Genomic DNA, 22,148 nt, shown 5'->3' on the forward strand with positions numbered 1-22,148 from the left:
CTTGTTTTACTACTTTTAAAACTATTAAATTCTTCATTGTTTAGTTTTGGTTTGCTATGTTCTGTAATACCAAATAATAATTTAAATTGCTCTGGTGTTAACTTCGAAATGTTTTTCTTGCTTAATCGCTTACTTCTGCCAACTCCGCATAAAAACAATTAATCTAAAACCCATTCTAATCCTTTTATTTCATTTTTTAATGCTTCTTTATCAGGTGTATTATTTGACCAACCGTGTGTTTCATCTTCAATTAATTGTTCTAATTTAAAATATAAATCAACTAATTTGTTTTCTATTTGTGTTTTTGTTTTCATAATGTTTTATATTAAAAGTTTTTATCCGTGTTAAGTTATAAGTCATTTATGGTTTGATTTATAACGTAGGTTTCTGGCTTACTATAATTTGTGATACCACAATTTTTAACAGCTAGTTTATAATGGCAAGTGTACCAATGTGCATTTTTTGCACTTTTGTCTTTTAATCCGATATTTGTTTTCTTTTTATCCATAAACGCCGTATAACTATGCGTAACCAAAATAATTAAAAAGGCATATTATCATAATCATAATACGATACTTTTAACCAAAATAAATTTATAAATCCATTATAAACTTTTTCATTACAAAAGCGTATTTTTAAATCTAATATTGCATTTCTACTAAAACTAAAACTAAAATTTATTTCTTTTTCTATTCCTATTTTTAAACTTTTATACATATCTATATTTTTTAATTAAATTGGTTACTCTATTACAGTTATAAAAAATACGGCTGAATTAACTCTCATTGCGCAAGGGCTACGTAGCCGTACTTTATATAACTATGCATAAAAAATAGGTGGCTAAAGTAGATTTAATCAGTATTTTTTTCAGTTGTACACCTGCTACTTTTATTAAGGCTTGCTGCTATTCCACCACCCATTTATTATACTATTCAGTTGTAACAAATACGGCAGAAACCACTCAAACGTACATCATAACGGATAAGCCGTACTTGCAACAACTATGCGCAAAGCAAATATTTTTTAGCCATCTACACGTGCTACATAACGCAATTATTTACGTAAAAATATACGGTTTTCAAATTTGTTCAATGCTTTAATATCGCCGGACTTAGCCATTTCAAAAAGTTTTAAATCAATCACATAATCTGCGCGATCTTTACCTTTTAAATATAAGTTGTATAAAAGTGAATTTTTATTTTCCATTTCAATTTCAACTTCTTTTTCAGTTACATTTAAAATGTTAGCCATTTTTAAATTATTATATTGGAACGCTCCAAAATTAACAATCTGTTCTTCTTGCTCTTTTTCTATTTGCATTTGTAAATATTTTTTAATGTATAATTGTATCTTTTTTAGCTGAAAATTGTGAAATGTCATCCATCCAGGATTTGTGAAAATTAAAAGTAGCTTTTGAGTTTTCAAACAAATACTGTTCTATTCTTGCATTTGCACTTAAATTTCCACTTCCTTCAATAACATAGTAATTTGTTTTACTTTTAGCCATTATTATTTTAGTATGGTTAAAAGCTTCAATAAAAGTAAAATTTGGACTATATTTTGCGCAATCAATTAATTTGTTAAAACGGCCTTTTCTATCGTATTTTAAAAGAGAAGTTATAATTAAAGTATATTTAATATTTGGTGTTGCTTTTATAAGATCAACTATTGCCAATGCTGTTTTTTCATCTAAAGAAAATGTTGATAAATATATTTCTTCATATTCATCTTTTTCTAAAAGCCACAACAAAATTGAGAATCCATTAAATGATTGTTGTGTAATAATTCTATACTGTTCGTTCTCTTGTGGTTCTGAAATTATTTCATTTATTTTTCTAACTCTAAAATAATTCATTTCCATAAACTTTTTAAAAAGCACAATGTTCTTTTCTTCTTTTTTAGTTTTTGGAGGTTCAGGTTTTAAATCGTACCAAGCCATAATTATATTATTTTAAAAACGTTATTGTTACGGTTAATTTTAAAGGTTTCAAAAAAGTATTTAACCAGTTAATTTTTGTTTCAACAGTTCGTAATTTACTTGCAAAATCTTTGTACTTATGATTATTTTGTTCACAAAAAGAAGCTTTACTTTTGTAAAGCTCCTTTATTTGGCTATTAATTAAATCTTTCATAATTAAAAAATCTCAAAGTTTTTTAACTTCATTCCTCTTTTTAAATTAACATTTGCTAACTCTTTTCTATCTCCAGTTCCAAAAACATAATGCAACTGTCCTTTTTCGTGCATTGCTTTTTTAGTCAAAGAATCTATTTCACTATGAAATGTAATATTTAAAGGGTGTGAAATACCTGCTGTTTTTCCAAAATCTTCTAATGTAAATAAGCTTTTTCCGTTAGTGTAAATTGTTGTAGTTTTCATAATTAAAATTTTATAAGTTATTAAATTGGTTTGTTTTATTTTTTCCGTAATAGTTAACACTTTTTGCGTGATTGCTTTCAGAATAAGGAGTTGAAAAAGTTGTTCCAATTTCGTAATTGTCACTAATTGAAGATTCAATTTCAAACATATTAGCAAAAAGATTTTTTTCAGAATACATATCAACAACTTTAACAATGTGTTTAAAATCATTCATTAACATAATCATAAAATCTTTTAAAGATAAATCAGTATCATTTTTAATGTTACCGTTGTAAAATCTAATTACTAATTCTCTGTTATCTGATAAAAATTGTTTAGTTTCCATATCTCTTTGTTTTGTTATACAAATATCGGAAATATTTTCGGATAAACAACTATAAATCTGAAATAATTTCAGAAAATTACGAAACTTTTACGAAACTTTTTAATAACGTGTTATTTTGCTACGCAATTCGCCACCGCTTTTTAAAAAATACTTGCATTGCACACATTCAGTTAGCAAACATTAAAACGATTTGCTAACAGCGCATATAAGTAAAAAAAGTTTGCCTTTGCGCTTTTGTTTTATTCTCATTACGTGTTAAAATACTTTACAACCTGCACCGCAATCACCTTCTAAATCAAATAAATCATTCTCATAAATATATTCATCAGTTGCTTTACTAAATGGTTTTGTTGCCAATACTTCAATATCTTTTACCGTCCTATTATCTCTAAAAAAAGAAATGCGATTAAACTTATCAATATATTTATTATAAGTATCCTTACCATCTAAAGAAGTTGTGGAATATTTACACTCCATTTCACCCCACCATTTTATCAAATGCTTATCCTCATTTGCAATTGTCATTAATTTACGGATACTTTTTTCAAAACAAAAATCACAATTACCTTTGTAAGCGGGTAAGTTTAATTTTATCGGTTGGTGTTTCCAAAATTTATTTCTATCTCTTGTATTTACCCCTTTATCTAATAAAGGATAAAAAACATTGTTATCTTTATAACTTAATAGAACCCTATCCATCTCATCAGCACGTAAACCAACAGCAATAGAATAAGTATTTTTACCAAAAACACTATCAGCATATTTTTTCAATGGTACTAATTTCAATTCACGATTACACCATTTATTAAACTTACAAGGTATACCGTATTTTTTAATTCCATCTTCAAATAATTCACCATTACGTTTTAAGTTCTCGTAAGTAACTATGTTGAAATCTGTACCTTTTCTTTTCTCTTGGTTTATTTTAGCTTCAATCCAAACCATATTTAAACCAAAATACTTATCACATTCATTCATAAAATGTAAACTTTCTTCACGTTCTTTGCTTGTATTTGCCATTGCGTAAATAATATTATGGTTCGGAAACCATTCTTTTAATTTTACACCCATTAAAACACTACTGTAACCAGCAGAAATAGTGCAAAATATGTTATTATTATCTTTTAATTTCATTACGTGTTATTTTAAATTTTCAATTTAATTTCCCTTTCTTTAAACTTTTTCTACTCATATACTGCTACAGTTGTAGTTAATATTGGCAGATTCCACTCTTACGTATATCAGCTATCTAAATGCCAAAACTAACAACAACTCCGCACAACAGTAAAAATTTTAAGCCATCTACACCGCTTATTTTTTTAAATGTGAATCAGATGAAGCACCTAACCATTTTTCAATTCGCATTGATATTTTAACTCCAAAAACTGAACCTGTAATAGTGCCAACCATATAAAAAGGCAAAACCCAAAGTGTCATATCGTGCAAAATCAACTCTTTAAAAGTTAAAAACCAAATAGTATTTGAGAACCCAGAAGCTATGATATGATACTTCATATTATCTCTATTTCTACTTCTTGAAACTAAAGAAAATGAAATGTTTTGAATAAATGCTAAAAGCATAATTGTAATCCCTGCAATAAATAATTCTTGTGTCATTGTTTTTTATTTTAAATATTAATATTATTTCGCGTTATTCTGCTAACGCAGTAAGCCACCGCTTTTTAAAATTTCTAATGTTGTACTGGTACAGTTGGAACAAATAAAACTGTTTGTATTCTCATTTCGTTTTTTCATTCGCCAGTTTTACTTGCAACAACCTTTGTATTTTTCACAATTAAACCCCAAATGAAATTTCAGCTTCCGGATCATTGTATTTACTTTTATTGTTGGTTTCTTCCACCGAAATTGCGCCACCTAACGCCATTATTAATGCAATAATTGGATCTACACGTTTTACACCTGCGTGACTGCGGCCCTTATGAACTTTTATATTTTCGTTGGCATCTTTATAAATTACACAACCACTTAACGCCCATTCTAAAATTGGGTTTCCATCGTGTTTAATTTTACCTTCATACACTAATTTTTCCAACTCCTTTGTTGGTTCACTAATTACACCAATGGATTGGCTGAAAAATGAAGTTTCAACACCTAATTGCGCTAAATCATTACGCAACTGCTCTGCGTTCCATTGATCAAACTCATTGCGCACGGTATGATATTTAAAATGGTGGTGTAATGTTGTTTTTTTAATTTCTTCATAATCAATTACGTTTCCTGGTGTTGCTGTTAAATATCCTGCATCTGCCCAATAACGATATGGAACTGCATCTTCTTTACTTCGCTGATCAATATTATCTGAAGGGCAAAATGCAAACAGTTTTACAAAGCGGTTTCCATCTTCATCAGGGTTTGTTAAATACACCAATGCGGTTAAATCAATTCGTGTACTTAAATCGGTGGCAGCATAACAACCAAATTTCATTGCTTTTTTTCTAAATAAAGCTTCATAATCTTCAACTTCAACGTTGTTTCTTTTCCATATTTCTGAAGGAATCCAAATTTCAGGCGCATCAACCCACATATTTAAATGCTTGGTTTTAAAATTTGGAATTTTTGAAGGTTGATTTTTTGCTTTGTTATACTCTTTAATTAAAAATGATTTTTCAACACTAACACCCATATTTGGATTGGCTTTGGTCCAGTTTTCAATTAACTGCCAATCATCATCAGCATCTAAATCGTGCATCATAATAAAAAAGTGATCATCTTTGGCTGTACCATCTAAAATATTTTCACAACTTTCTTCAAACTTTTTACAAACTCCGGCAATATTTACACCGGCAGTTGTAATAGTGTACACTATTGGCTGAATACGCGCCGCCATACTACTTTCTAAATTTTCTTTTACAGAATCGTCACGGTGTGAATGGTATTCATCAATAATTGCTAAATGCGCATTAATTCCATCCTGCGTTTTACTGTCACCACCTAACGGTTTAAATGATGAACCGTATTTTTTAAACTTTAATTCACGCTGATAGGTTGAAAAACCCATTGTTTTTAATGCTGAAGAACGATTTATAAAGTCTGCGGCTTGATTAAAGCATAATTTTGCCTGATCTTCCTTTGTGGCTCCAACATATATTTCTGCACCATATTCTAAATCAAAACTCATACAATACAAACCAACGCCGGCCATTACTGCGGTTTTTCCGTTTTTCTTCCCTATTTTTTCATAAACATTATTTATTCTGCGGATTTGCCCTTGTGAAGTATTTTCAAGCCAACCAAATAGGTTGTACAATGTAAATTGTTGAAATGGTGACAAAATAAATGGTTTACCGGCCATTTTACCTTTTGTATGAATTAAAAATACATGAAAGAAATTAATAACTTGCAGCCCTTTTTGATGGTCTAAATAATAACCATCATCATCAGCGGTTTCAATCCAGGTGTAAAACCTTTCAACAGCTTGTTTTATACGTTTTCCGGCAATAATTTCGCCAGTACGTACAGCTGCAGCATATTTAAACGGTACTGAATTTAGTTGTGCAGTAGTTATTTCCAAAATTTATAAAGCTTGTTTTTGTAAAAAGGTTTCAAATAAATCTAATTGTCCGGTTTCAGCAGATTCCATTGCTAATTTTTTACGATCTCTAAAACTTAAACCAAAATGTGCAGATACTTCATTTAATTGCTTTGTGGCTTTTTCATACATTGTTTGGTAGCCTGAAACATTGGTTGTTTTATTTGCAAATACTTGCACCCAACCTGCTGTTCCGTTTATTTTATCGGCGGCATTTAATTTATTAATTACTGCAATCATTTTATTACGCGCATCTAAACTAATGGCTGCATTTTGTAAATGAACCAAATCACCTTCAACAAATTGTTTGGTAGATAAAAATTGAGAACCAAACCAATACCACAATTTTTTTTGATCCTGGTTTAAATTAAAATATTTGCGTGGTTGCGGCAATTTTTCTAAAATTTCATACAACGCTTTTTCTTCTGAAGTTGGCGGTTCTTCATGTTGTTTTATACCGTTTGAATTATGTACTACTTTCATACTCTATTTTTTTCAATTCTTTTAATTTCAATTACTTACCCCCCCTAACTCAATATTTACTATGAGTAAAATTGCAACTAGCAGTCGATGTAGGTGGTTGCATCGCGCTATGGATTTTACCCCATACCCCTTATTTTTTCTGTTTAAAACCGTGCGCTTCTTTACCACTCTTTTGGTTGTGATGAAAGTCACATAACGGTTGATAGTATTCATCTTTTAAATTATTTAAATCAAATCCAGGACCACCGTTAACGTAACGCACAATGTGATCTGTTACTGTTGCCGGCTCAATTACTCCTTCAGCTTCACACTTGCAGCAAATTGGATTACGTTGTTTGTATGCTTTGCTAAACTTACGCCACTTCCAACTGTTGTAAAACCAACTCATATCAACAACGCGTTGTTGTTTTACACGTGGCTTTTGCCAGTGTCGTTTAATTCTTTTTGGTGCTGTTGGCATTTGTATCTTGTTTTAAAAATTGTACTGCAAAATGTTTATATGTTACGCTCATAGCTTTGTTTAATTCTTTTGAAACAACTTCTTTATTGTATCGTTTCAAAGTTCCGTTGTTATCAACTTCAATTTTAAACTTACGACCTGAAGCAACCGGATATACTTTTAGTCCGTGCTTAATGCAAATAGCCATTGCTTTGCTAACATCAATATGTAATTCCTTTGTTTTCATTTAAAACGGTGCATCTTCTTCAGGATCAATTACAGGAAAACTATTATCTAAATCTACACCGCCAACAACCGGCACACCATCATCATCAATAAAGAACTCAAACGGATCAAATCCTTTTCCACGTCCAAATGATTCTGATATTTCACTAATGTTAATATCTGTTTCATCTCGCACCACACCAATAACTGTTTCAGCTTTGTTTTCCAATTCAGTTCCAATGTGACCACGCGCACCACCTTCATTGTTTTGGTGTATAACAACTGCAATGTGCATATCATAATCAAAGGACCATTTCATTATTAATGTTACAACTGTTGTACTTTCAACCGGATCATTAATATTCCAAACTAAATCACGTACACCATCAATTACTAATACATCCGGTTTATGAAGTTTTAATGCTTCTTCAATCTTTTCAATACGCTGTGCAGGTGATAACGGTCTAAAGCCATACAAAAACAAATTATCTGTGTTACCTGTTAACTTTTCCATTCTAATTGCTACACGTTGCGCATCAACCGGTGACATTTCTGTATCAATCCACAATAGTTGATTTTTTTTATAACTTCTAAATGTGGTGTATAAATCTAAACCTGCAATTATTGAAGAACCCCACATTGTCATTGCAAAGGTTTTTTTAGCTTTAGCTTTTCCTTTCCAGGCACTTATATTTTTGCGGCTGAATTTCTTTGTGTTTTTTATTTCAGCAACATACACATTGCCAGGAATAGGATCAGAAGCTTTAATTCTATAATCAGCTAATTTAAGCGCATCAACCGTTTTTGTTGGTGTTGTATTTAGTTTAACTAATTCCATTCAATAGTTTGTTTTAAGCTGTTTAATAGTTCTTCAATCATAGCATCATATTCAGCAGTTGAAGTAATTTCTTTTAATTGTTTAGCCACTTTGTTTTGTTGATCAGCTGAAGCATTTACCTTATAATAACCGCTTTGGCTTTTTTTACTTGGTAATTGGTTTATTGTGTTTTCAATTTCTTTTTGTTGCAGGAAGTTAATAATGCGGTGTTTTTGTAGTTGTTTACTTTCAATTAAATTATTTTCAATATTGTTTACAATTCCGTGAATGTTAATGTTACCATCAGCACCAAACAATTGGCTGTACATACGTGCTAATAATAAACGATCAATAACATCTGTTTTCATATTTTGAGCCAATAACGCTTCGCAATCATTCAACAACATTATAAAGCTGTTTGTTAACTTCAATAAATTTTGTTGCTGCTGCGGATTTTTAACATTTGGCAACCGTTTTTTAAGTAACTCAATTTGATAAGTAGCTTCTTTTATATGTTTAAAAACACTCATTTAAAATCGTTGGTTTAAATATTTGTTTACATTATCATCTTTTAATAAGTGTGTTGGTGTTGCGTGTACAAAACCACTTTGTAAATGAAATTTGTTTTTTGGATCGCTTGAATACATATTTTTACACGCAGTTTTCATTTGTTCTCCAGTAAATCCATTTGCTAATTGTTTTTCAAAAGCTTTTTTTACTTCATCAGTTGCAATAAAAGTTTGTTTTGAAACTTTGTTAAACATTTTTATAAACCACTCAATTTTTGCATCATCTGAACTGAAAGTTTGTTTTTCAATCCAATACCCAAAATGACTAAACAAATCAGTATTGTTATTATGTTTTTTTTCTATTGAAATACAGTAATTCACAAATACAGGAACCATTGCAATTACTTCCGGACCAGTACGTTTTAATTTTCTTGCTATATTTTCAATTAACTCAAAATTTTCGCTTATTTGTTTAGTAGTAGTAGTATAGTTATAAGTTGTATTACTATCTGCGACACTTTTGTCACCACCTGGTGACACTTCTGACACCACCCCTGGTGACACTTTTGTCACCACCTTGCCGTTAATGTTTTGAGTAACTGTTAATAAACGTTTTTCAACTTCTTTTGAATTGGGTTTATACACTAATTTACGTTCTAAATAACCTTTGTCAATTAATGATTTTATATTACGTTGAATACTGCGTGGATCAACACCCATAAACTCCGCAAAGTAATCGTTGGAAGCAAAACACGAACTTTCATTGTCTAAACTATCAATCTCCACCAACAAAAACTTTTCGTGTATTGTTAGTTCTGTATTTAACCACACATTGCGATTAATCCAAACCCCTTTAAATTCGCGTTTTACTTTCATACTTCTTTAATTAAAATGGTAAATCATCCGGATTATTATCATCTGAAGGTTTTGCAACTGGAGCAACAGGAGCCGCAGCAGGTGGTATTGCAGAACCTTCTTCAATAGCTTCAATGCGCCAACCTTGTATTTGATTGAAATACACCGCTTCACCTTCCGGATTAATCCATTCACGACCACGCAAATTGATTGATACCTTTACATCATCACCAATTTTAAATTTGTTTAACAAATCGCATTTATCCTGCACAAATTCCATCATAATTGGCTGCGGATATTGTTCATTTGTTGTAACAACCATTTCTCTTTTTCTGAAACCGCTTGCACCGTATGTTTTGGTTTCATCAATCTTTTTAATTTTACCTACTACTTCCATTTGTTTATCTATTATTAATTAATCAATTTGTTTTGGATCGTCTGTCAGTATTAAATACCAACCAATTGCAAAGGTTATTAATAACCCTGCTGCTACTACTGTTGTGAAATTTATTTCCATAATTTTTAAATTTTTGCGGCACTTTCACCGCAGTCAGTCTTACTGTAATTTTGGTTGTATGATAACTTTTTAGCATCCGCCGGCAACCTTTTGACTCACGCATTACAGATAGCAACCTTGCCGACAAGCAAAGAGTTAATATCCGGCATTGCTATTACGCTTTAAATGTTTTTATATAGTTTTTAAGTACTATAATTTTGTTTTGAAACCATAACCCAATTTTTTGAAACATTGTTTGGTTGTATGGCATTGGCACACCTTTGTAAAATCTGTTTTCATAGTGTTTTAATCCTGCTAAACCGTAACGGCTAAGGCATATTTTATAGTTTAAATAATGATCTACTCCGGCCCATCCTTTTTTGTTGCATTGCACCATTAATTTTGAATTAACAGCAATGTAATGGCGTAGTTTCATTTTTTTACCGTTAAACCATACCCAACGGTTGCGCCATTTGTTCCAGTTGAATTTTAAATTATCTTTTTGCATTGTAATTTTGTTTTAAGCTACTTCACCAAACACATCTTCTTTTGGTAGTAATTCGTAAATAGTTTTATTATTAAATAATAATTCAGCATTTGTAATTCCTGAAGCAAATACTTCCCAACGGTTAAATTTTTGGCCGTTGCTCCAAATATCAAACCCTTCTAATGCAAAGTGAAATTTTGCGTATAAACTAAACGGTTCATCTTTTTTTGTTTCCATATCTTTTTTAAGTTTAAGCTGCTATTTTTAAGCGTTTACACTGTAAGTGTATTTGGTATAAATAATTTTCAAACATTTTATTTACCAACATTTTAGTATGGCAGGCTTTTAAAATGCGTGTTAATTCAGAAAAACTAACATCATACACATCAGTAATTTCAGAAGCTTTTAATCCTAATTCCACCAAACACATATACAAATGCGCGTGAAATGCGTTTTCCGGCAGATTTAAAAACTGCTGTTGATGTTTCTTTTCAAAAATGCCTTCCAGTTTTACAATACGCTGATCAATTATTAAATTCAATAACTTATCCTGGTTTAACGTTGCTGTGGTAGTGTTGTTAGTTATTTGCATAATTGAAGCTTTTAAATTGCCAATCTAAAGGCAGGTTTTTTAGTTTCAATTACTTCAGCAGTTCCATCATAAGCAGGTTGCGGATGCTGTTTTGAATCTCTAAATCCAGTGATTGGATTGATATTATAAAACCAAAATTTACGTAGTTGTAATTTTTTTAATTCACTTGTTGGCGGTTTTTGATCTTCTGAATAAATCATTTTTTTTACTTATTTTAATTTGTTACACTTTTTACATTTTTCAATATTTTCAAACCAATCTTCAGGATAACACAATTCTTTATTGTTACATTCCTGCGGCTTTTTGTAGGTTCTTTTTACTTTTGCCATTACTTTTTTTACCATTGACTTATAGGTGTAAAAAACCCACCCCAAACTAACATTAGTAGTATAAATGCCAATCCAATTATTAAGCTTACAAGTTGATTTTGATTTTTAAAAGAGTTTTTTAAGTGATACGCTTTAAGCTGTGTTACCAACATATGTGTAAAAAATAACAGTAAAAGCGATTGCGGAAGGAATCTTGATAAAACCATAGATTATAAATGTTTATTTGTTCTTATTCTTTTTACAGCACTGGTTACAACCATTAATTTACCTTTTGAGTTGTGGTACATTTCACCAGGTTTAAACAATTGGCTTGCTTTTATTCCGGTAATAGAATTGTAATGTGTTAATTTGTATTTCACCATTTCATATGGTGTAACAGCAGGCTTGTTTAATAAGCTTTTTTGTTTTTTTAACAATTTAGCATTGGCAACATTTTCGCCGTTTTCGTAATCACTACGCGAAACAATAAGTAAATTGTTTTCTTTTAAGTGATCCATAAATTCTGATACATTAATATTCATTTTCTAACTGTTTATTGTTTAACAAACACACAATATTTGGAAGTGATAAAATAAATATGCGTGTAATATCTGCTATGTTTTTTGCAGCCCATTTACGGCGTATGCTGCGTGTATGTGTGCGCACTGTGTTTACACTAACACACATTTTGTCTGCAATTTCTTTTGAAATCATTCCTTCACTTATATAGGAAGCAACTTTTAGTTCTGTTTTTGATAGTGTAGTTTTCATTTTTCTTTTGATTTTATACTATTTATGTAGTATTTATACTCTATTATTTTAGTATTACGCTTACAAAAGTTATATTTGCGTGTAAATAACTAAATAACTACTACAAATATATAACAAAAGTTATATTTAAAACAAATAAAATATAACAAAAGTTTAATTTATTTAAAACTAAAAACTGTAACTAATGGAAAATCAAGGAATTAGACTAAAACAAGTCATTGAAAAAATAGGAGTAAATAACATAGTATTTGCTGAAATGATGGATATTACACCAAATTATGTGTCAATGATGATCAGCGGAAAGAAGAAAATAAGCGATAAAATAGTATTTAATATAACTAAAGTTCTACCAAGTTTAAATCCGGAATGGTTGGAAACTGGTGAAGGAGAAATGCTTTCAACTGAAACTTTTCCGGAATTATCACATCCATTTACTAAAAATAAAACTGATATTTTAAATAGATTGGCTAAACTGGAAGAAACACAAAATATTGTGCAAAGTGATTTATTACGTATGTTTAGGGTTGTAATGGATTTACAGGAACGTATTCAATCAACTGAAGAAACCACAAAGCAATTAAGCAATAAAACGTAAATTACTTACGTGTTTTAAACCAAATTCATAAAAATCAACTACACCACGTAAATAAGCACAATTATATTTTTGAGCTAAACGCGTGTACAATTTTAAACGATATTGAATGCCTTTTTTGTTTTGTTGAAAATCATAACTAAAATCTACCGGACCAATATATAATTGGTGAATATAAAAAATAGTAACATCAATGTGAAAACGATCATTTGAAGCTACTATTTTTTTGTATGCATCTAATTTAGCAACAACAATTGTTGCACCGCCTAATTTATTTACAACATTTACAGCGTAATTTTGTACAGTCATATTTTATAAAATCTCTTTTATAGCCTATCAAAGTTACATTAAAAACCTTTGCATAAATATGACAAAAATCATTTATTTTATTTAATAAAAACCGTATATATTAAAATAATTCATAATTTTATACGGTTTTCAGTAATAATTATTTATTTTTTGTTGAAGTAATTTTTAACAACGCTTTATCACGTGTTTTTTGCGGATATTTATCTTTATAAATTGTATCAATATCGTTTCTTTCGTGACCCATTAACTCACGTATAACATCCTCAATAATATGTAATTTTTTTGCGCGATTTGCAAAAGTGTAACGTGCAACTTTAATTCCTAAATTTTCACCTTTGGGTTTTACATTTAATGCAGCTTTTTTTTGTAAAATATGTAAATTGGTTTGGTATCGCCTTCTAAAACTTTGGTAACCTTTAAAATCTTTTCTACCTGGAAACACATATTCACCTTCAGGAACATAGTTATTTAAAATTTTTTGCGCTTTTTTTATAATTAACAAATCAAATTCATAACCACGCTCACCTATTTTTTTTCGTTCAAAATATACACGGTTATTTTTTATTTGATTTGTACGCAAATAGTACACATCAATTAAATCTTGACCACCAAAGTAAAACTGTAACAAAAACAATTGCAATGTAAATTGCTGACCAGGCGGCAAGTTTTCTAATTTTTCTAATTTTTTAATTCCTTTAATTGATAAGTATTTTTTTTTGGTTCTATTTTTACGAACCGTTAAATCTTTAAATATCATTTTAAACGGCTGCAAATCTTCTGTTGCGTTCATTAGTACCGCTTCATTGTAAATGGCGCGCAAAGTACGTAGATAATTGTGTATAGTGCTATTTTTTACACCTTCCTGCTGCTTGTGATTTTTAAAATCGCGTAATAACGTATAATTAAACTGTGAAAACGGCAATTCAGGTTTTATAATTTTTAATTGATCTAACACCCAACCATAAATTTGAGCATTTGAAAATTTTCCGCGCAGCTTTAAATCAGCAATTAAACCTTCAGCAAAAGTGTAAAAATCTGCGGTTTCAACTTTTTTACCTTTTACCACTTCAACATACTTTTGAAAATTTGTTTCCTGGTGAAATTGCAACATACTTAATTGCTTACGGTAGTTTAATAACAGCGGATAAACTAAATCAAAATTTTCTGCGGAAGGAATTGGTGTTTCTGTTTCAAAATTCCAATCTTGTTTTTTAAAAAACCATCCAATGTTTACACGCTTTCTTATTTTTTCATTTCTAACGTATAAAATTACCGGATAACCGCGTTTTGTTTCCTTATTACAATATAATTTTATTTCAGCCTTCATTTTTGCGTACTATTTGTGTACCAAATATACAGTAAATGTACACATTTTTACATAATTTTAACAAAATTTAAGATTTTTAAAAAAGGTTGTAAAAGTAAAAAAGCCTTGTAAACATAGTGCTTACAAGGCTTTTTTTAGTTGTGATGGCAGAAGGATTCGAACCTTCGACCGCCTGCTTAGAAGGCAGGTGCTCTATCCAGCTGAGCTATGCCACCATTCGGATTATAAATAATCCAAGATATTGTCGGGGTGGCAGGATTCGAACCTGCGGCCTCCACGTCCCAAACGTGGCGCGATAACCGGGCTACGCTACACCCCGAATGGTTATCTTTTTAATTTGCGGAGAGACAGGGACTCGAACCCTGGCGACAGTTTCCCGTCGACAGATTAGCAATCTGCTCCATTACCACTCTGGCACCTCTCCTAAAATATGTTAAATGAACTTATTTTTGCGAGTGCAAATGTAAGGTTAGAATTACATTTACACAACCTTTTTTTACTTTTTTTTTAATAAAAATTAAAAAAATTATTCTGGGTATTCAATTCTAACATGGTAAATGTTCTTTAACTTCTTCTTTAACACCTTTTTAATGATTTGTAGCTCCTTAAAAGTAATATCGGCATTCATAAATTGACCATCGTCCATTTGCTTATTTACAATCTTTTCAACTAACGTATCAAAAGCTTGAGCTGTTGGCTCCTTAATACTTTTTGAAGCTGCTTCTACAGAATCACACATCATTAAAATGGCCGTTTCTTTTGAAAAAGGTATTGGCCCTGGATATTGAAAGTCTTTAGGATTGGCACTTCCACTTAATTTTTCTTCAGATTTATAAAAATAATACACCAAACTTGTTCCGTGGTGTGTTCTTATAAAATCAATAATTCTATCTGGTAATCTATTCTTTTTGGCTAATTCAACACCTTTTATAATATGATCAATAATAATTTGAGCACTATCAGATGGTGTTAGCTCATTATGAGGATTTACATTTGTAGATTGATTTTCTGTAAAATACATTGGGTTTAACATTTTCCCAATATCATGATACAACGCTCCGGTGCGCACTAACATAGAATTTGCATTGATCTCATTTGCCGCTGCTTCAGCCAAATTAGCTACTTGTAATGAATGTTGAAACGTTCCTGGTGCATTTTCAGCTAATTCTCTTAAAAGCTTTGAATTGGTGTTTGAAAGCTCTTTCAAAGATTCATCTGAAACCAAACCAAATAATTTTTCAAAAATATAAATAAGCGGTAACACAAATAAAGTTGCCGCTCCATTTAGCACAAAATATAAAAATTTCTCATAATTTAAATTTTGGGCGTTTCCTTCTTGTATTATAGAGAATGCAAAATATGCAATAAAATATACTAGCGTAATTTGCAATACTGAAATAAATAAATTGGCTCTTTTATACATTTCTGAAATCGTTAATATGGTAACAATTCCGGCAATAATTTGAAGAAAAATAAATTCAAAACTATTAGGAACAATAAATCCTAAAAGCAACACTGTTAACACGTGTGTAAATAAACCCAAACGCGCGTCAAAAAAGGCTTTAAGTACTAATGGCAAAATAACAATTGGGGCAATATAAATGTACTTTGCATCGTACTTTACAATAATGGTTAGTAGTAATACTACCAAAATAATATTAAAAAATATAAATGTTACTTTCGTGTTATTTTCAAAAATTTCTTCTCGGTATTTTCTTAAAAACAAAAACAACATAGAAAATGCCAAAGCCACTAAAATAGTATAACCTGAAACTATCCAATTATAATTTGATTTACTCCAAACTTGTGATTCAAACTCACTTTTTATTGAATTTAAAATTGCTAAATTTTCCCCTTCAACAATATCTCCTTTTAAAATAATACGCTCTTTTTCAGAAATTAAACCTTTGGTATATGAAATTTCACTCAGGTTCTCTTTAAGCACTTTATCTGTAAAACTTTCATCAAAACTTACATTGGGTTTTACCTCTTCATAAATAATATTTAAAATTGTATTTTCTTCTTGCGTCATTGGTTGCACGCCAATTTCAGAATTGATATACGCCAATAATTGTGTAGATTTAAAAAGTTTATTGGGTGAAATTTGTTGAATTGTTTTACCGCTACGCAAGGTAATAACCGCTTGTTTAATTTTTGATTCACTATCAGCCTGAATAAAACCATATTCATAAATAGTGTTTAAAATAGTTGTTACTTCACTGTTTAGTTCAACCTTAACTTCGTTTGGCAACTGTGAATTTTCTAAAATAACAGCAACTTTCTCAAAAATATTTTTTTTAACATTTCTTACAATGTCTTCATCATATTTAAAAAAACGTTCGGAGTTCTTTTCAATTTTTAAAATTTCTTCATCAATTTCTTCAGGCGTTTTTTGAATAGCAAAATCAAATGGCGCATAATAATTTTCATATTGCCAAGGTTTCCCTTTTTGAAATTCGTACTTAAATTGCCCTCCTTTTGGAAATAAATAAACCACCAAAAAAATGGTTGCTACATATAAAAACAATTTATAAATGAGCGAGTGATTGACAAGGAATTTGTTTATTATTTTTTTCACGAAGTATAGTTTGCATTTCAAAAATAACAATTATTATGGTATGTTCATTTCCAAATACATTTTTATTTTTTATACATATTTTACAATTTCACAAACACCATTAACCTCTCTCATTTTCAGTATATAAAACAAACTGCATTTTAAAACCTAAAAAATTGACTAAAAATGCCTAAATTCGCAATTGAATTTTGATGTTATTTATATGAAAGAAGTGGTAATAGTTTCAGTTGCTAGAACTCCTATTGGTAGGTTTCTAGGTAGTTTAGCGAGCGTTTCTGCTCCTAAATTAGGTGCTGCTGCTATTAAAGGTGCTTTAAACAAAATAAATATAGATCCAAATTTGGTTGATGAAGTATTTATGGGAAATGTTGTTGCTGCAGGCTTAGGTCAAGCGCCGGCAAAACAAGCAGCTATTTTTGCTGGAATTCCAAATACGGTTCCGTGTACAACTATTAATAAAGTATGTTCTTCAGGAATGAAATCAATTATGTTGGCTGCCCAAGCTATTAAATGTGGCGATGCAAACATTATTGTTGCTGGCGGTATGGAAAATATGAGTAGCATTCCTCATTATGTAGCTGGAAGAAAAGGAACAAAACTAGGAAACATTAAAATTGAAGACGGTCTTTTAGTTGATGGTTTAACTGACGTTTACGATGGGGAACATATGGGAACTTGTGGTGATTTATGCGCAACAACATATGGTTTTTCTAGAAAAGACCAAGATGATTTTGCTATCACTTCCTATAAACGATCTGCAAAGGCTTGGGAAGACGGAAAATTTGTAAATGAAGTCGTTCCTGTTAAAATTCCACAACGAAAAGGAGAACCAATCTATTTTTTAGAAGATGAAGAATACAAACAGGTGAAAATGGAGAAAATTCCAACCTTACCACCTGTTTTTAATAAAGAAGGAACTGTAACGGCGGCAAATGCTTCTACCTTAAATGATGGAGCCGCTGCATTAGTTTTAATGAGTGCTGAAAAAGCTGCAGAGTTAAAATTAGAACCTATAGCAAAAATTAAAGGATATGCTGATGCTGCTCATGAACCAAAATGGTTTACAACAGCTCCTGCAAAAGCATTACCAAAAGCATTAGCAAACGCAGGAATTAAACAAAGTGAAGTTGATTATTTTGAATTGAATGAGGCGTTTTCTGTAGTTGGCTTGGCCAATATAAAAATACTAGGATTAGATCCTAATAAAGTAAATATAAATGGAGGTGCTGTTTCTTTAGGGCATCCGTTAGGAATGTCGGGAGCTAGAATTGTAATTGCACTAACTTCCATATTAGAACAACAAAATGCTAAATACGGCGCTGCAGGAATTTGTAACGGCGGTGGTGGCGCAAGTGCAATTGTAATTGAACGTCTTTAAAAAAATTATATGAATTACGGAATTTGTAATTTAAGTATTATTCCTTTAAGAATTGAACCTAATGATACCAGTGAAATGGTATCACAAATACTTTTTGGCGAACATTTTAAAGTTTTAGAAATGCGTAAAAAATGGAGTAAAATTCGTTTGGCATTTGACAACTACGAAGGTTGGATTGACAATAAACAATTTGAAGAAATTACTGAAGAAACTTACTTTGAAATTAAAAACGCTAAAAGTTATTTAAGTGCAGAAATAATTGATTTCACTGCAGATGAACGTCAAAACTTTTTAACCATTCCTATTGGTAGTAATTTACCTTTTTACAACAATCAAAAATTAAGTGTAAATAAAGCTTCTTTTAATTACGAAGGTGAAGTTTATGTTGGAAAAAAACCAAAAGAAGCACTAATTGAAATTGCTTATAAATTTTTAAACACGCCTTATTTGTGGGGTGGAAAAACACCTTTTGGAATTGATTGTTCTGGTTTTACTCAAATAGTATATAAATTATGCGGTTACAAATTACTTCGTGATGCCTCACAACAAGCTACTCAAGGTGAAGTGTTAAGTTTTATTGAAGAAAGTGAACCTGGAGATTTAGCTTTTTTTGATAATAATGAAGGCGCTATTACACATGTTGGAATTATTATGAATGATAATTATATTATCCATGCGCACGGAAAAGTTAGAATTGATAGAATTGACCACAGCGGTATTTTTAATGTAGATACGCAAAGGCACACACACAAACTACGTGTAATTAAAAAAATTATTTAAAAAAAATCCCCTTTTATAAAAAAGGGGATTTTTTTTAAATATATACTATTTATTATTTCTTTCTAAACATTAAGTAAAAACCTAAAAGTATTAGTGGTATACTTAACCATTGTCCTGTATTTAAAGCCCAACTAGCGCGTTCATCAACTTGTGCTTCTTTAAAAAATTCAACCACAAATCGTGCAGACCACATTAACACAAAATACAAACCAAATAAATAACCGTACTTTTCTTTTTTATCCGTTTTCCAATACACATACCACAATACCGCAAAAATTATAACATAACTAAATGCTTCATACAATTGTGCCGGATGACGAGGAAAATCTTCTCCCAATCTTCTAAATACAAACCCATAATTTGAATTTGTAGGTTTACCAATAATTTCAGAATTCATTAAATTCCCAATACGCACAAAAGCACCACCAATTGATGACACCACCACTACTCTATCTAAAATATACAACAATGGTTTTTTAAGTGTTTTTCTACTAAAAATATACAATGAAATTATTATTCCAATAGCCGCTCCGTGACTTGCTAAACCTGCAAACCCAGTAAACTCAAATTTAGGAGAGAATCTAACAGGTAAAATAACTTCTAATGGTTTTTCAAACAAAAATTGTGGATCATAAAAAATAAAATGCCCTAATCTGGCACCTAATAACGTACCAACTACCACATAAATAAATAATGAATCTAACTTCTCTAAAGAAATTTTGTCTTCAATAAATATTTTTTTCATTAAATGCAGTCCCAACATAAATGCTATTACAAACATTAAGCTGTAATAACGAACGGCAAATGGGCCAATTTTAAAAATTTCTGGAGCTGGATTCCAATCTATTTGAAGTAAAGTCATGAATACTATTTTAGAGTTGTAAATATAATTTATTTGAAGAAGAATTAATGAATGATTTACTTTTTTAATTCTTCTTTTTCTGGAACAGGATCGTAACCACTTCCTCCCCAAGGATGACAACTTCCAATTCTCTTTAAAGCCAACCATCCGCCTTTAAAAACACCGTGTTTTTGCAAGGCTTCTAAAGTGTAATTTGAACACGTTGGAGAATACCTACAACTTGATGGTGTATAAGGAGAAATTGCCGCTTGATAAAAGCGCACCAACCAAATAAATGGAATTGCCAATATTTTTGTAATACTTTTCAATTAATTTACAGAAAAAGTAGTGCCCTCTTTCCCATCTTTTAACTGAATTCCTAAAGCTGCTAATTTGTCTCTAATTTTATCAGAAAGTGCCCAATCTTTATTGTCTCGCGCTTCTTTACGCATTGCAATCAACATTTCTACAACACCCGATAATTTATCTGAACTATCTTCTTGTAATTCATTTTTTAAGCCTAAAATATCAAATACAAACGCATTTATTGTTTCTTTAAAATCATCTAAGTCTGCTTCTGAAATAGTAGCTTTTTTAGTAATAAGTAAATTAATATACTTTACAGCCTCAAATAAGTTTGCAATTAACATAGGCGTGTTAAAATCATCATTCATAACTTCATAACACTTTTGTTTCCATGCTTGAAAGTCAATAGACGATGTTTTACTTGCTTCAACTTTATTTAAGCTAGTAATTGCTTCCATTAATTTTACATAACCTTTTTCTGAAGCTTCTAAACCTGCATTTGTAAAATCTAAAATACTACGGTAATTGGCTTGCAACATAAAAAATCTAGTTGCACTTGGTGAAAATGCTTTGCTTAAAATATCATTTTCTCCTGAGAATATTTGATTTGGTAAAATAAAATTCCCTGTTGATTTTGACATTTTTTGTCCGTTTAAAATCAACATATTAGCGTGCATCCAATAATTTACAGGATTAACACCATTATTAACTTTAGACTGTGCAATTTCACACTCATGATGTGGAAATTTTAAATCCATTCCTCCACCGTGAATATCAAATGTTTCACCTAAATATTTTGTACTCATTGCTGAACATTCTAAATGCCAACCAGGAAAACCATCGCTCCAAGGCGAAGGCCAACGCATAATATGCTGTTCATCGGCTTTTTTCCAAAGTGCAAAGTCTTGCGGGTTTTTCTTTTCAGATTGTCCATCAAGGCTTCTTGTATTTTCAACTGTATCTTCAATATTTCTTCCTGAAAGAATTCCATAATGTTCCTTTTCATTGTATTTCAATACATCAAAATAAACAGATCCATTTACTTCATAAGCCAATCCTTTCTCTAAAATATCTTTAATAATTTCAATTTGCTCAACAATATGCCCAGTTGCTGTTGGCTCAATACTAGGCGGTAAATTATTAATAGTTTTTAAAGTTTCATGAAAATCTACCGTATAACGCTGCACCACTTCCATTGGTTCTATACGTTCTAATCTTGCTTTGGTAGAAATTTTATCTTCAGCATCATCATCAGTCAAGTGTCCTGCATCAGTAATATTTCTAACATATCTTACTTGATAACCCAAATGTTTTAGGTAGCGAAAAATCATATCAAAAGACATAAAAGTTCTAACGTTTCCTAAATGTACGTTGCTATAAACTGTTGGGCCACAAACATACATTCCAACATTCCCCTCTAAAACAGGTGTGAAAACTTCTTTTGTTTTACTTAAAGAATTGTAAATTTTTAACTGATTTGTTTTATATAACTCCATCTATGAATGCTTGTTTTTGAATTGGTAAAGATAAAAACAAATATGTAATGTGAAAATTTATACTACATAGGTTTTTAGCTTGATTTTACAGTTGTTTTTATTTAAAACTAGAAGAAATCACGGCTATTAAATTAATTTAGTTTTAAAGAAAAAACATATCTTTGAACGTTTTCAAAATTTGAAAATATTTATTTCACCATATTTTGAAATTATTAACAACAAATTAATAGCTAAACGAATTAATTTAGAATAGTTTTGTCGCTGCTTTTTTTACTATAAATAGTAGTTAAAGTTTATTAAAACCTTA

The 22,148-nt window shown here is 30.5% G+C and carries 33 protein-coding genes and 3 tRNA genes; 3 read left to right on the forward strand and 33 right to left on the reverse strand.

Annotated elements, in window-relative coordinates; genetic code table 11:
- Positions 1-158 precede the first annotated feature (158 nt).
- From ACFQ5N_RS02255 to ACFQ5N_RS02370, 24 genes are all read right to left on the reverse strand, one after another.
- Positions 159-314 (reverse strand): hypothetical protein, encoded by a 156-nt coding sequence (locus tag ACFQ5N_RS02255; RefSeq protein ID WP_386807365.1) that lies wholly within the window; start codon positions 312-314, stop codon positions 159-161.
- A gap of 35 nt (positions 315-349) precedes the next feature.
- Positions 350-508, reverse strand: a complete 159-nt coding sequence (locus tag ACFQ5N_RS02260; RefSeq protein ID WP_386807366.1) for a hypothetical protein — start codon at positions 506-508, stop codon at positions 350-352.
- A gap of 32 nt (positions 509-540) precedes the next feature.
- On the reverse strand, positions 541-717 hold the full coding sequence (locus ACFQ5N_RS02265) for a hypothetical protein (RefSeq protein WP_386807367.1): 177 nt from the start codon (positions 715-717) through the stop codon (positions 541-543).
- Positions 718-1,053: 336 nt separating this feature from the next.
- Positions 1,054-1,320 carry a hypothetical protein gene (locus tag ACFQ5N_RS02270; RefSeq protein WP_386807369.1) on the reverse strand — a complete coding sequence of 89 codons (267 nt, stop codon included), beginning with the start codon at positions 1,318-1,320 and terminating at the stop codon, positions 1,054-1,056.
- Positions 1,321-1,333: 13 nt separating this feature from the next.
- Positions 1,334-1,939, reverse strand: coding sequence for a hypothetical protein (locus ACFQ5N_RS02275; RefSeq protein WP_386807371.1), 606 nt, complete (start codon positions 1,937-1,939; stop codon positions 1,334-1,336).
- A 195-nt stretch (positions 1,940-2,134) separates the two neighbouring features.
- Positions 2,135-2,377 carry a hypothetical protein gene (locus ACFQ5N_RS02280; RefSeq protein ID WP_386807373.1) on the reverse strand — a complete coding sequence of 81 codons (243 nt, stop codon included), beginning with the start codon at positions 2,375-2,377 and terminating at the stop codon, positions 2,135-2,137.
- Between the two features lie 10 nt (positions 2,378-2,387).
- The gene (locus tag ACFQ5N_RS02285; RefSeq protein ID WP_386807375.1) at positions 2,388-2,702 is read right to left on the reverse strand and encodes a hypothetical protein; all 315 of its coding nucleotides are present in this window, start codon (positions 2,700-2,702) and stop codon (positions 2,388-2,390) included.
- A gap of 255 nt (positions 2,703-2,957) precedes the next feature.
- Complete coding sequence (locus ACFQ5N_RS02290) at positions 2,958-3,836, reverse strand: hypothetical protein (protein WP_386807377.1); 879 nt, start codon at positions 3,834-3,836, stop codon at positions 2,958-2,960.
- Positions 3,837-4,013: 177 nt separating this feature from the next.
- The gene (locus ACFQ5N_RS02295) at positions 4,014-4,319 is read right to left on the reverse strand and encodes a DUF1145 domain-containing protein (protein WP_386807379.1); all 306 of its coding nucleotides are present in this window, start codon (positions 4,317-4,319) and stop codon (positions 4,014-4,016) included.
- Between the two features lie 178 nt (positions 4,320-4,497).
- On the reverse strand, positions 4,498-6,234 hold the full coding sequence (locus ACFQ5N_RS02300; RefSeq protein ID WP_386807381.1) for a terminase large subunit: 1,737 nt from the start codon (positions 6,232-6,234) through the stop codon (positions 4,498-4,500).
- 3 nt (positions 6,235-6,237) lie between these two features.
- Positions 6,238-6,735, reverse strand: a complete 498-nt coding sequence (locus ACFQ5N_RS02305) for a hypothetical protein (RefSeq protein ID WP_386807383.1) — start codon at positions 6,733-6,735, stop codon at positions 6,238-6,240.
- 130 nt (positions 6,736-6,865) lie between these two features.
- Complete coding sequence (locus tag ACFQ5N_RS02310) at positions 6,866-7,195, reverse strand: HNH endonuclease signature motif containing protein (protein ID WP_386807385.1); 330 nt, start codon at positions 7,193-7,195, stop codon at positions 6,866-6,868.
- Positions 7,170-7,421: a hypothetical protein gene (locus ACFQ5N_RS02315; RefSeq protein WP_386807387.1), complete on the reverse strand. Its 252-nt coding sequence runs from the start codon at positions 7,419-7,421 to the stop codon at positions 7,170-7,172. The genes ACFQ5N_RS02310 and ACFQ5N_RS02315 overlap by 26 nt, the downstream gene beginning before the upstream one ends.
- On the reverse strand, positions 7,422-8,237 hold the full coding sequence (locus ACFQ5N_RS02320; protein WP_386807389.1) for an AAA family ATPase: 816 nt from the start codon (positions 8,235-8,237) through the stop codon (positions 7,422-7,424).
- Entirely contained in the window at positions 8,228-8,746 is a 519-nt protein-coding gene (locus ACFQ5N_RS02325; protein ID WP_386807391.1) for a hypothetical protein, read from the reverse strand. The genes ACFQ5N_RS02320 and ACFQ5N_RS02325 overlap by 10 nt, the downstream gene beginning before the upstream one ends.
- The gene (locus ACFQ5N_RS02330) at positions 8,747-9,601 is read right to left on the reverse strand and encodes a helix-turn-helix domain-containing protein (RefSeq protein WP_386807393.1); all 855 of its coding nucleotides are present in this window, start codon (positions 9,599-9,601) and stop codon (positions 8,747-8,749) included. It abuts the gene before it with no gap.
- 10 nt (positions 9,602-9,611) lie between these two features.
- Positions 9,612-9,977: a DUF3127 domain-containing protein gene (locus tag ACFQ5N_RS02335; RefSeq protein ID WP_386807395.1), complete on the reverse strand. Its 366-nt coding sequence runs from the start codon at positions 9,975-9,977 to the stop codon at positions 9,612-9,614.
- Between the two features lie 274 nt (positions 9,978-10,251).
- Positions 10,252-10,584, reverse strand: a complete 333-nt coding sequence (locus ACFQ5N_RS02340; protein WP_386807397.1) for a hypothetical protein — start codon at positions 10,582-10,584, stop codon at positions 10,252-10,254.
- A gap of 12 nt (positions 10,585-10,596) precedes the next feature.
- Positions 10,597-10,800 (reverse strand): hypothetical protein, encoded by a 204-nt coding sequence (locus ACFQ5N_RS02345; RefSeq protein WP_386807399.1) that lies wholly within the window; start codon positions 10,798-10,800, stop codon positions 10,597-10,599.
- A 13-nt stretch (positions 10,801-10,813) separates the two neighbouring features.
- Entirely contained in the window at positions 10,814-11,155 is a 342-nt protein-coding gene (locus tag ACFQ5N_RS02350) for a hypothetical protein (RefSeq protein ID WP_386807401.1), read from the reverse strand.
- Between the two features lie 11 nt (positions 11,156-11,166).
- Positions 11,167-11,355 carry a hypothetical protein gene (locus ACFQ5N_RS02355; RefSeq protein WP_386807403.1) on the reverse strand — a complete coding sequence of 63 codons (189 nt, stop codon included), beginning with the start codon at positions 11,353-11,355 and terminating at the stop codon, positions 11,167-11,169.
- A gap of 9 nt (positions 11,356-11,364) precedes the next feature.
- Positions 11,365-11,499 (reverse strand): hypothetical protein, encoded by a 135-nt coding sequence (locus tag ACFQ5N_RS02360; protein ID WP_386807405.1) that lies wholly within the window; start codon positions 11,497-11,499, stop codon positions 11,365-11,367.
- Positions 11,500-11,693: 194 nt separating this feature from the next.
- Positions 11,694-12,005 (reverse strand): hypothetical protein, encoded by a 312-nt coding sequence (locus tag ACFQ5N_RS02365; RefSeq protein ID WP_386807406.1) that lies wholly within the window; start codon positions 12,003-12,005, stop codon positions 11,694-11,696.
- A complete protein-coding gene (locus tag ACFQ5N_RS02370; protein ID WP_386807408.1) occupies positions 11,995-12,234 on the reverse strand; it encodes a helix-turn-helix transcriptional regulator in 240 nt (79 codons plus the stop codon). Before ACFQ5N_RS02370 ends, ACFQ5N_RS02365 begins: the two co-directional genes overlap by 11 nt.
- A 184-nt stretch (positions 12,235-12,418) precedes the next feature.
- Between ACFQ5N_RS02370 and ACFQ5N_RS02375 the strand changes: the two genes are divergently transcribed.
- On the forward strand, positions 12,419-12,829 hold the full coding sequence (locus tag ACFQ5N_RS02375; RefSeq protein ID WP_386807410.1) for a helix-turn-helix domain-containing protein: 411 nt from the start codon (positions 12,419-12,421) through the stop codon (positions 12,827-12,829).
- On the opposite strand, the gene ACFQ5N_RS02380 is transcribed toward ACFQ5N_RS02375, so the two are convergent.
- The 6 genes from ACFQ5N_RS02380 to ACFQ5N_RS02405 all read right to left on the reverse strand — a co-directional run bounded on the left by ACFQ5N_RS02380 (position 12,812) and on the right by ACFQ5N_RS02405 (position 17,040).
- Entirely contained in the window at positions 12,812-13,135 is a 324-nt protein-coding gene (locus tag ACFQ5N_RS02380; protein WP_386807412.1) for a hypothetical protein, read from the reverse strand. The genes ACFQ5N_RS02375 and ACFQ5N_RS02380 overlap by 18 nt on opposite strands.
- A gap of 139 nt (positions 13,136-13,274) precedes the next feature.
- The gene (locus ACFQ5N_RS02385) at positions 13,275-14,462 is read right to left on the reverse strand and encodes a phage integrase SAM-like domain-containing protein (protein WP_386807414.1); all 1,188 of its coding nucleotides are present in this window, start codon (positions 14,460-14,462) and stop codon (positions 13,275-13,277) included.
- Between the two features lie 141 nt (positions 14,463-14,603).
- Positions 14,604-14,677: transfer RNA gene (locus ACFQ5N_RS02390), tRNA-Arg, on the reverse strand.
- Between the two features lie 29 nt (positions 14,678-14,706).
- Positions 14,707-14,781, reverse strand: a tRNA-Pro gene (locus ACFQ5N_RS02395).
- Positions 14,782-14,802: 21 nt separating this feature from the next.
- Positions 14,803-14,886: transfer RNA gene (locus tag ACFQ5N_RS02400), tRNA-Ser, on the reverse strand.
- 102 nt (positions 14,887-14,988) lie between these two features.
- Entirely contained in the window at positions 14,989-17,040 is a 2,052-nt protein-coding gene (locus ACFQ5N_RS02405; RefSeq protein ID WP_386807416.1) for an HD family phosphohydrolase, read from the reverse strand.
- Between the two features lie 202 nt (positions 17,041-17,242).
- On the opposite strand from ACFQ5N_RS02405, the gene ACFQ5N_RS02410 reads away from it, so the two are divergent.
- Both ACFQ5N_RS02410 and ACFQ5N_RS02415 read left to right on the forward strand, forming a co-directional pair.
- Entirely contained in the window at positions 17,243-18,418 is a 1,176-nt protein-coding gene (locus ACFQ5N_RS02410) for an acetyl-CoA C-acyltransferase (protein WP_386807418.1), read from the forward strand.
- Between the two features lie 9 nt (positions 18,419-18,427).
- Positions 18,428-19,198, forward strand: a complete 771-nt coding sequence (locus tag ACFQ5N_RS02415; RefSeq protein ID WP_386807420.1) for a C40 family peptidase — start codon at positions 18,428-18,430, stop codon at positions 19,196-19,198.
- A gap of 52 nt (positions 19,199-19,250) precedes the next feature.
- Here the strand turns inward: ACFQ5N_RS02415 and lgt are convergent, their stop codons facing one another.
- From lgt to cysS, 3 genes are read right to left on the reverse strand one after another with little or no spacing between them, the layout of a single operon-like run.
- Complete coding sequence (gene lgt, locus ACFQ5N_RS02420; protein ID WP_386807422.1) at positions 19,251-20,060, reverse strand: prolipoprotein diacylglyceryl transferase; 810 nt, start codon at positions 20,058-20,060, stop codon at positions 19,251-19,253.
- A gap of 56 nt (positions 20,061-20,116) precedes the next feature.
- Positions 20,117-20,359: a membrane protein insertion efficiency factor YidD gene (gene yidD / locus ACFQ5N_RS02425; RefSeq protein WP_386807560.1), complete on the reverse strand. Its 243-nt coding sequence runs from the start codon at positions 20,357-20,359 to the stop codon at positions 20,117-20,119.
- A 9-nt stretch (positions 20,360-20,368) separates the two neighbouring features.
- Positions 20,369-21,841 carry a cysteine--tRNA ligase gene (cysS, locus tag ACFQ5N_RS02430; RefSeq protein ID WP_386807423.1) on the reverse strand — a complete coding sequence of 491 codons (1,473 nt, stop codon included), beginning with the start codon at positions 21,839-21,841 and terminating at the stop codon, positions 20,369-20,371.
- Positions 21,842-22,148: the final 307 nt, after the last annotated feature.

The sequence above is a fragment of the Lutibacter holmesii genome, assembly GCF_042679665.1.
In the GTDB taxonomy this organism is placed as follows: Bacteria; Bacteroidota; Bacteroidia; order Flavobacteriales; family Flavobacteriaceae; genus Lutibacter; species Lutibacter holmesii.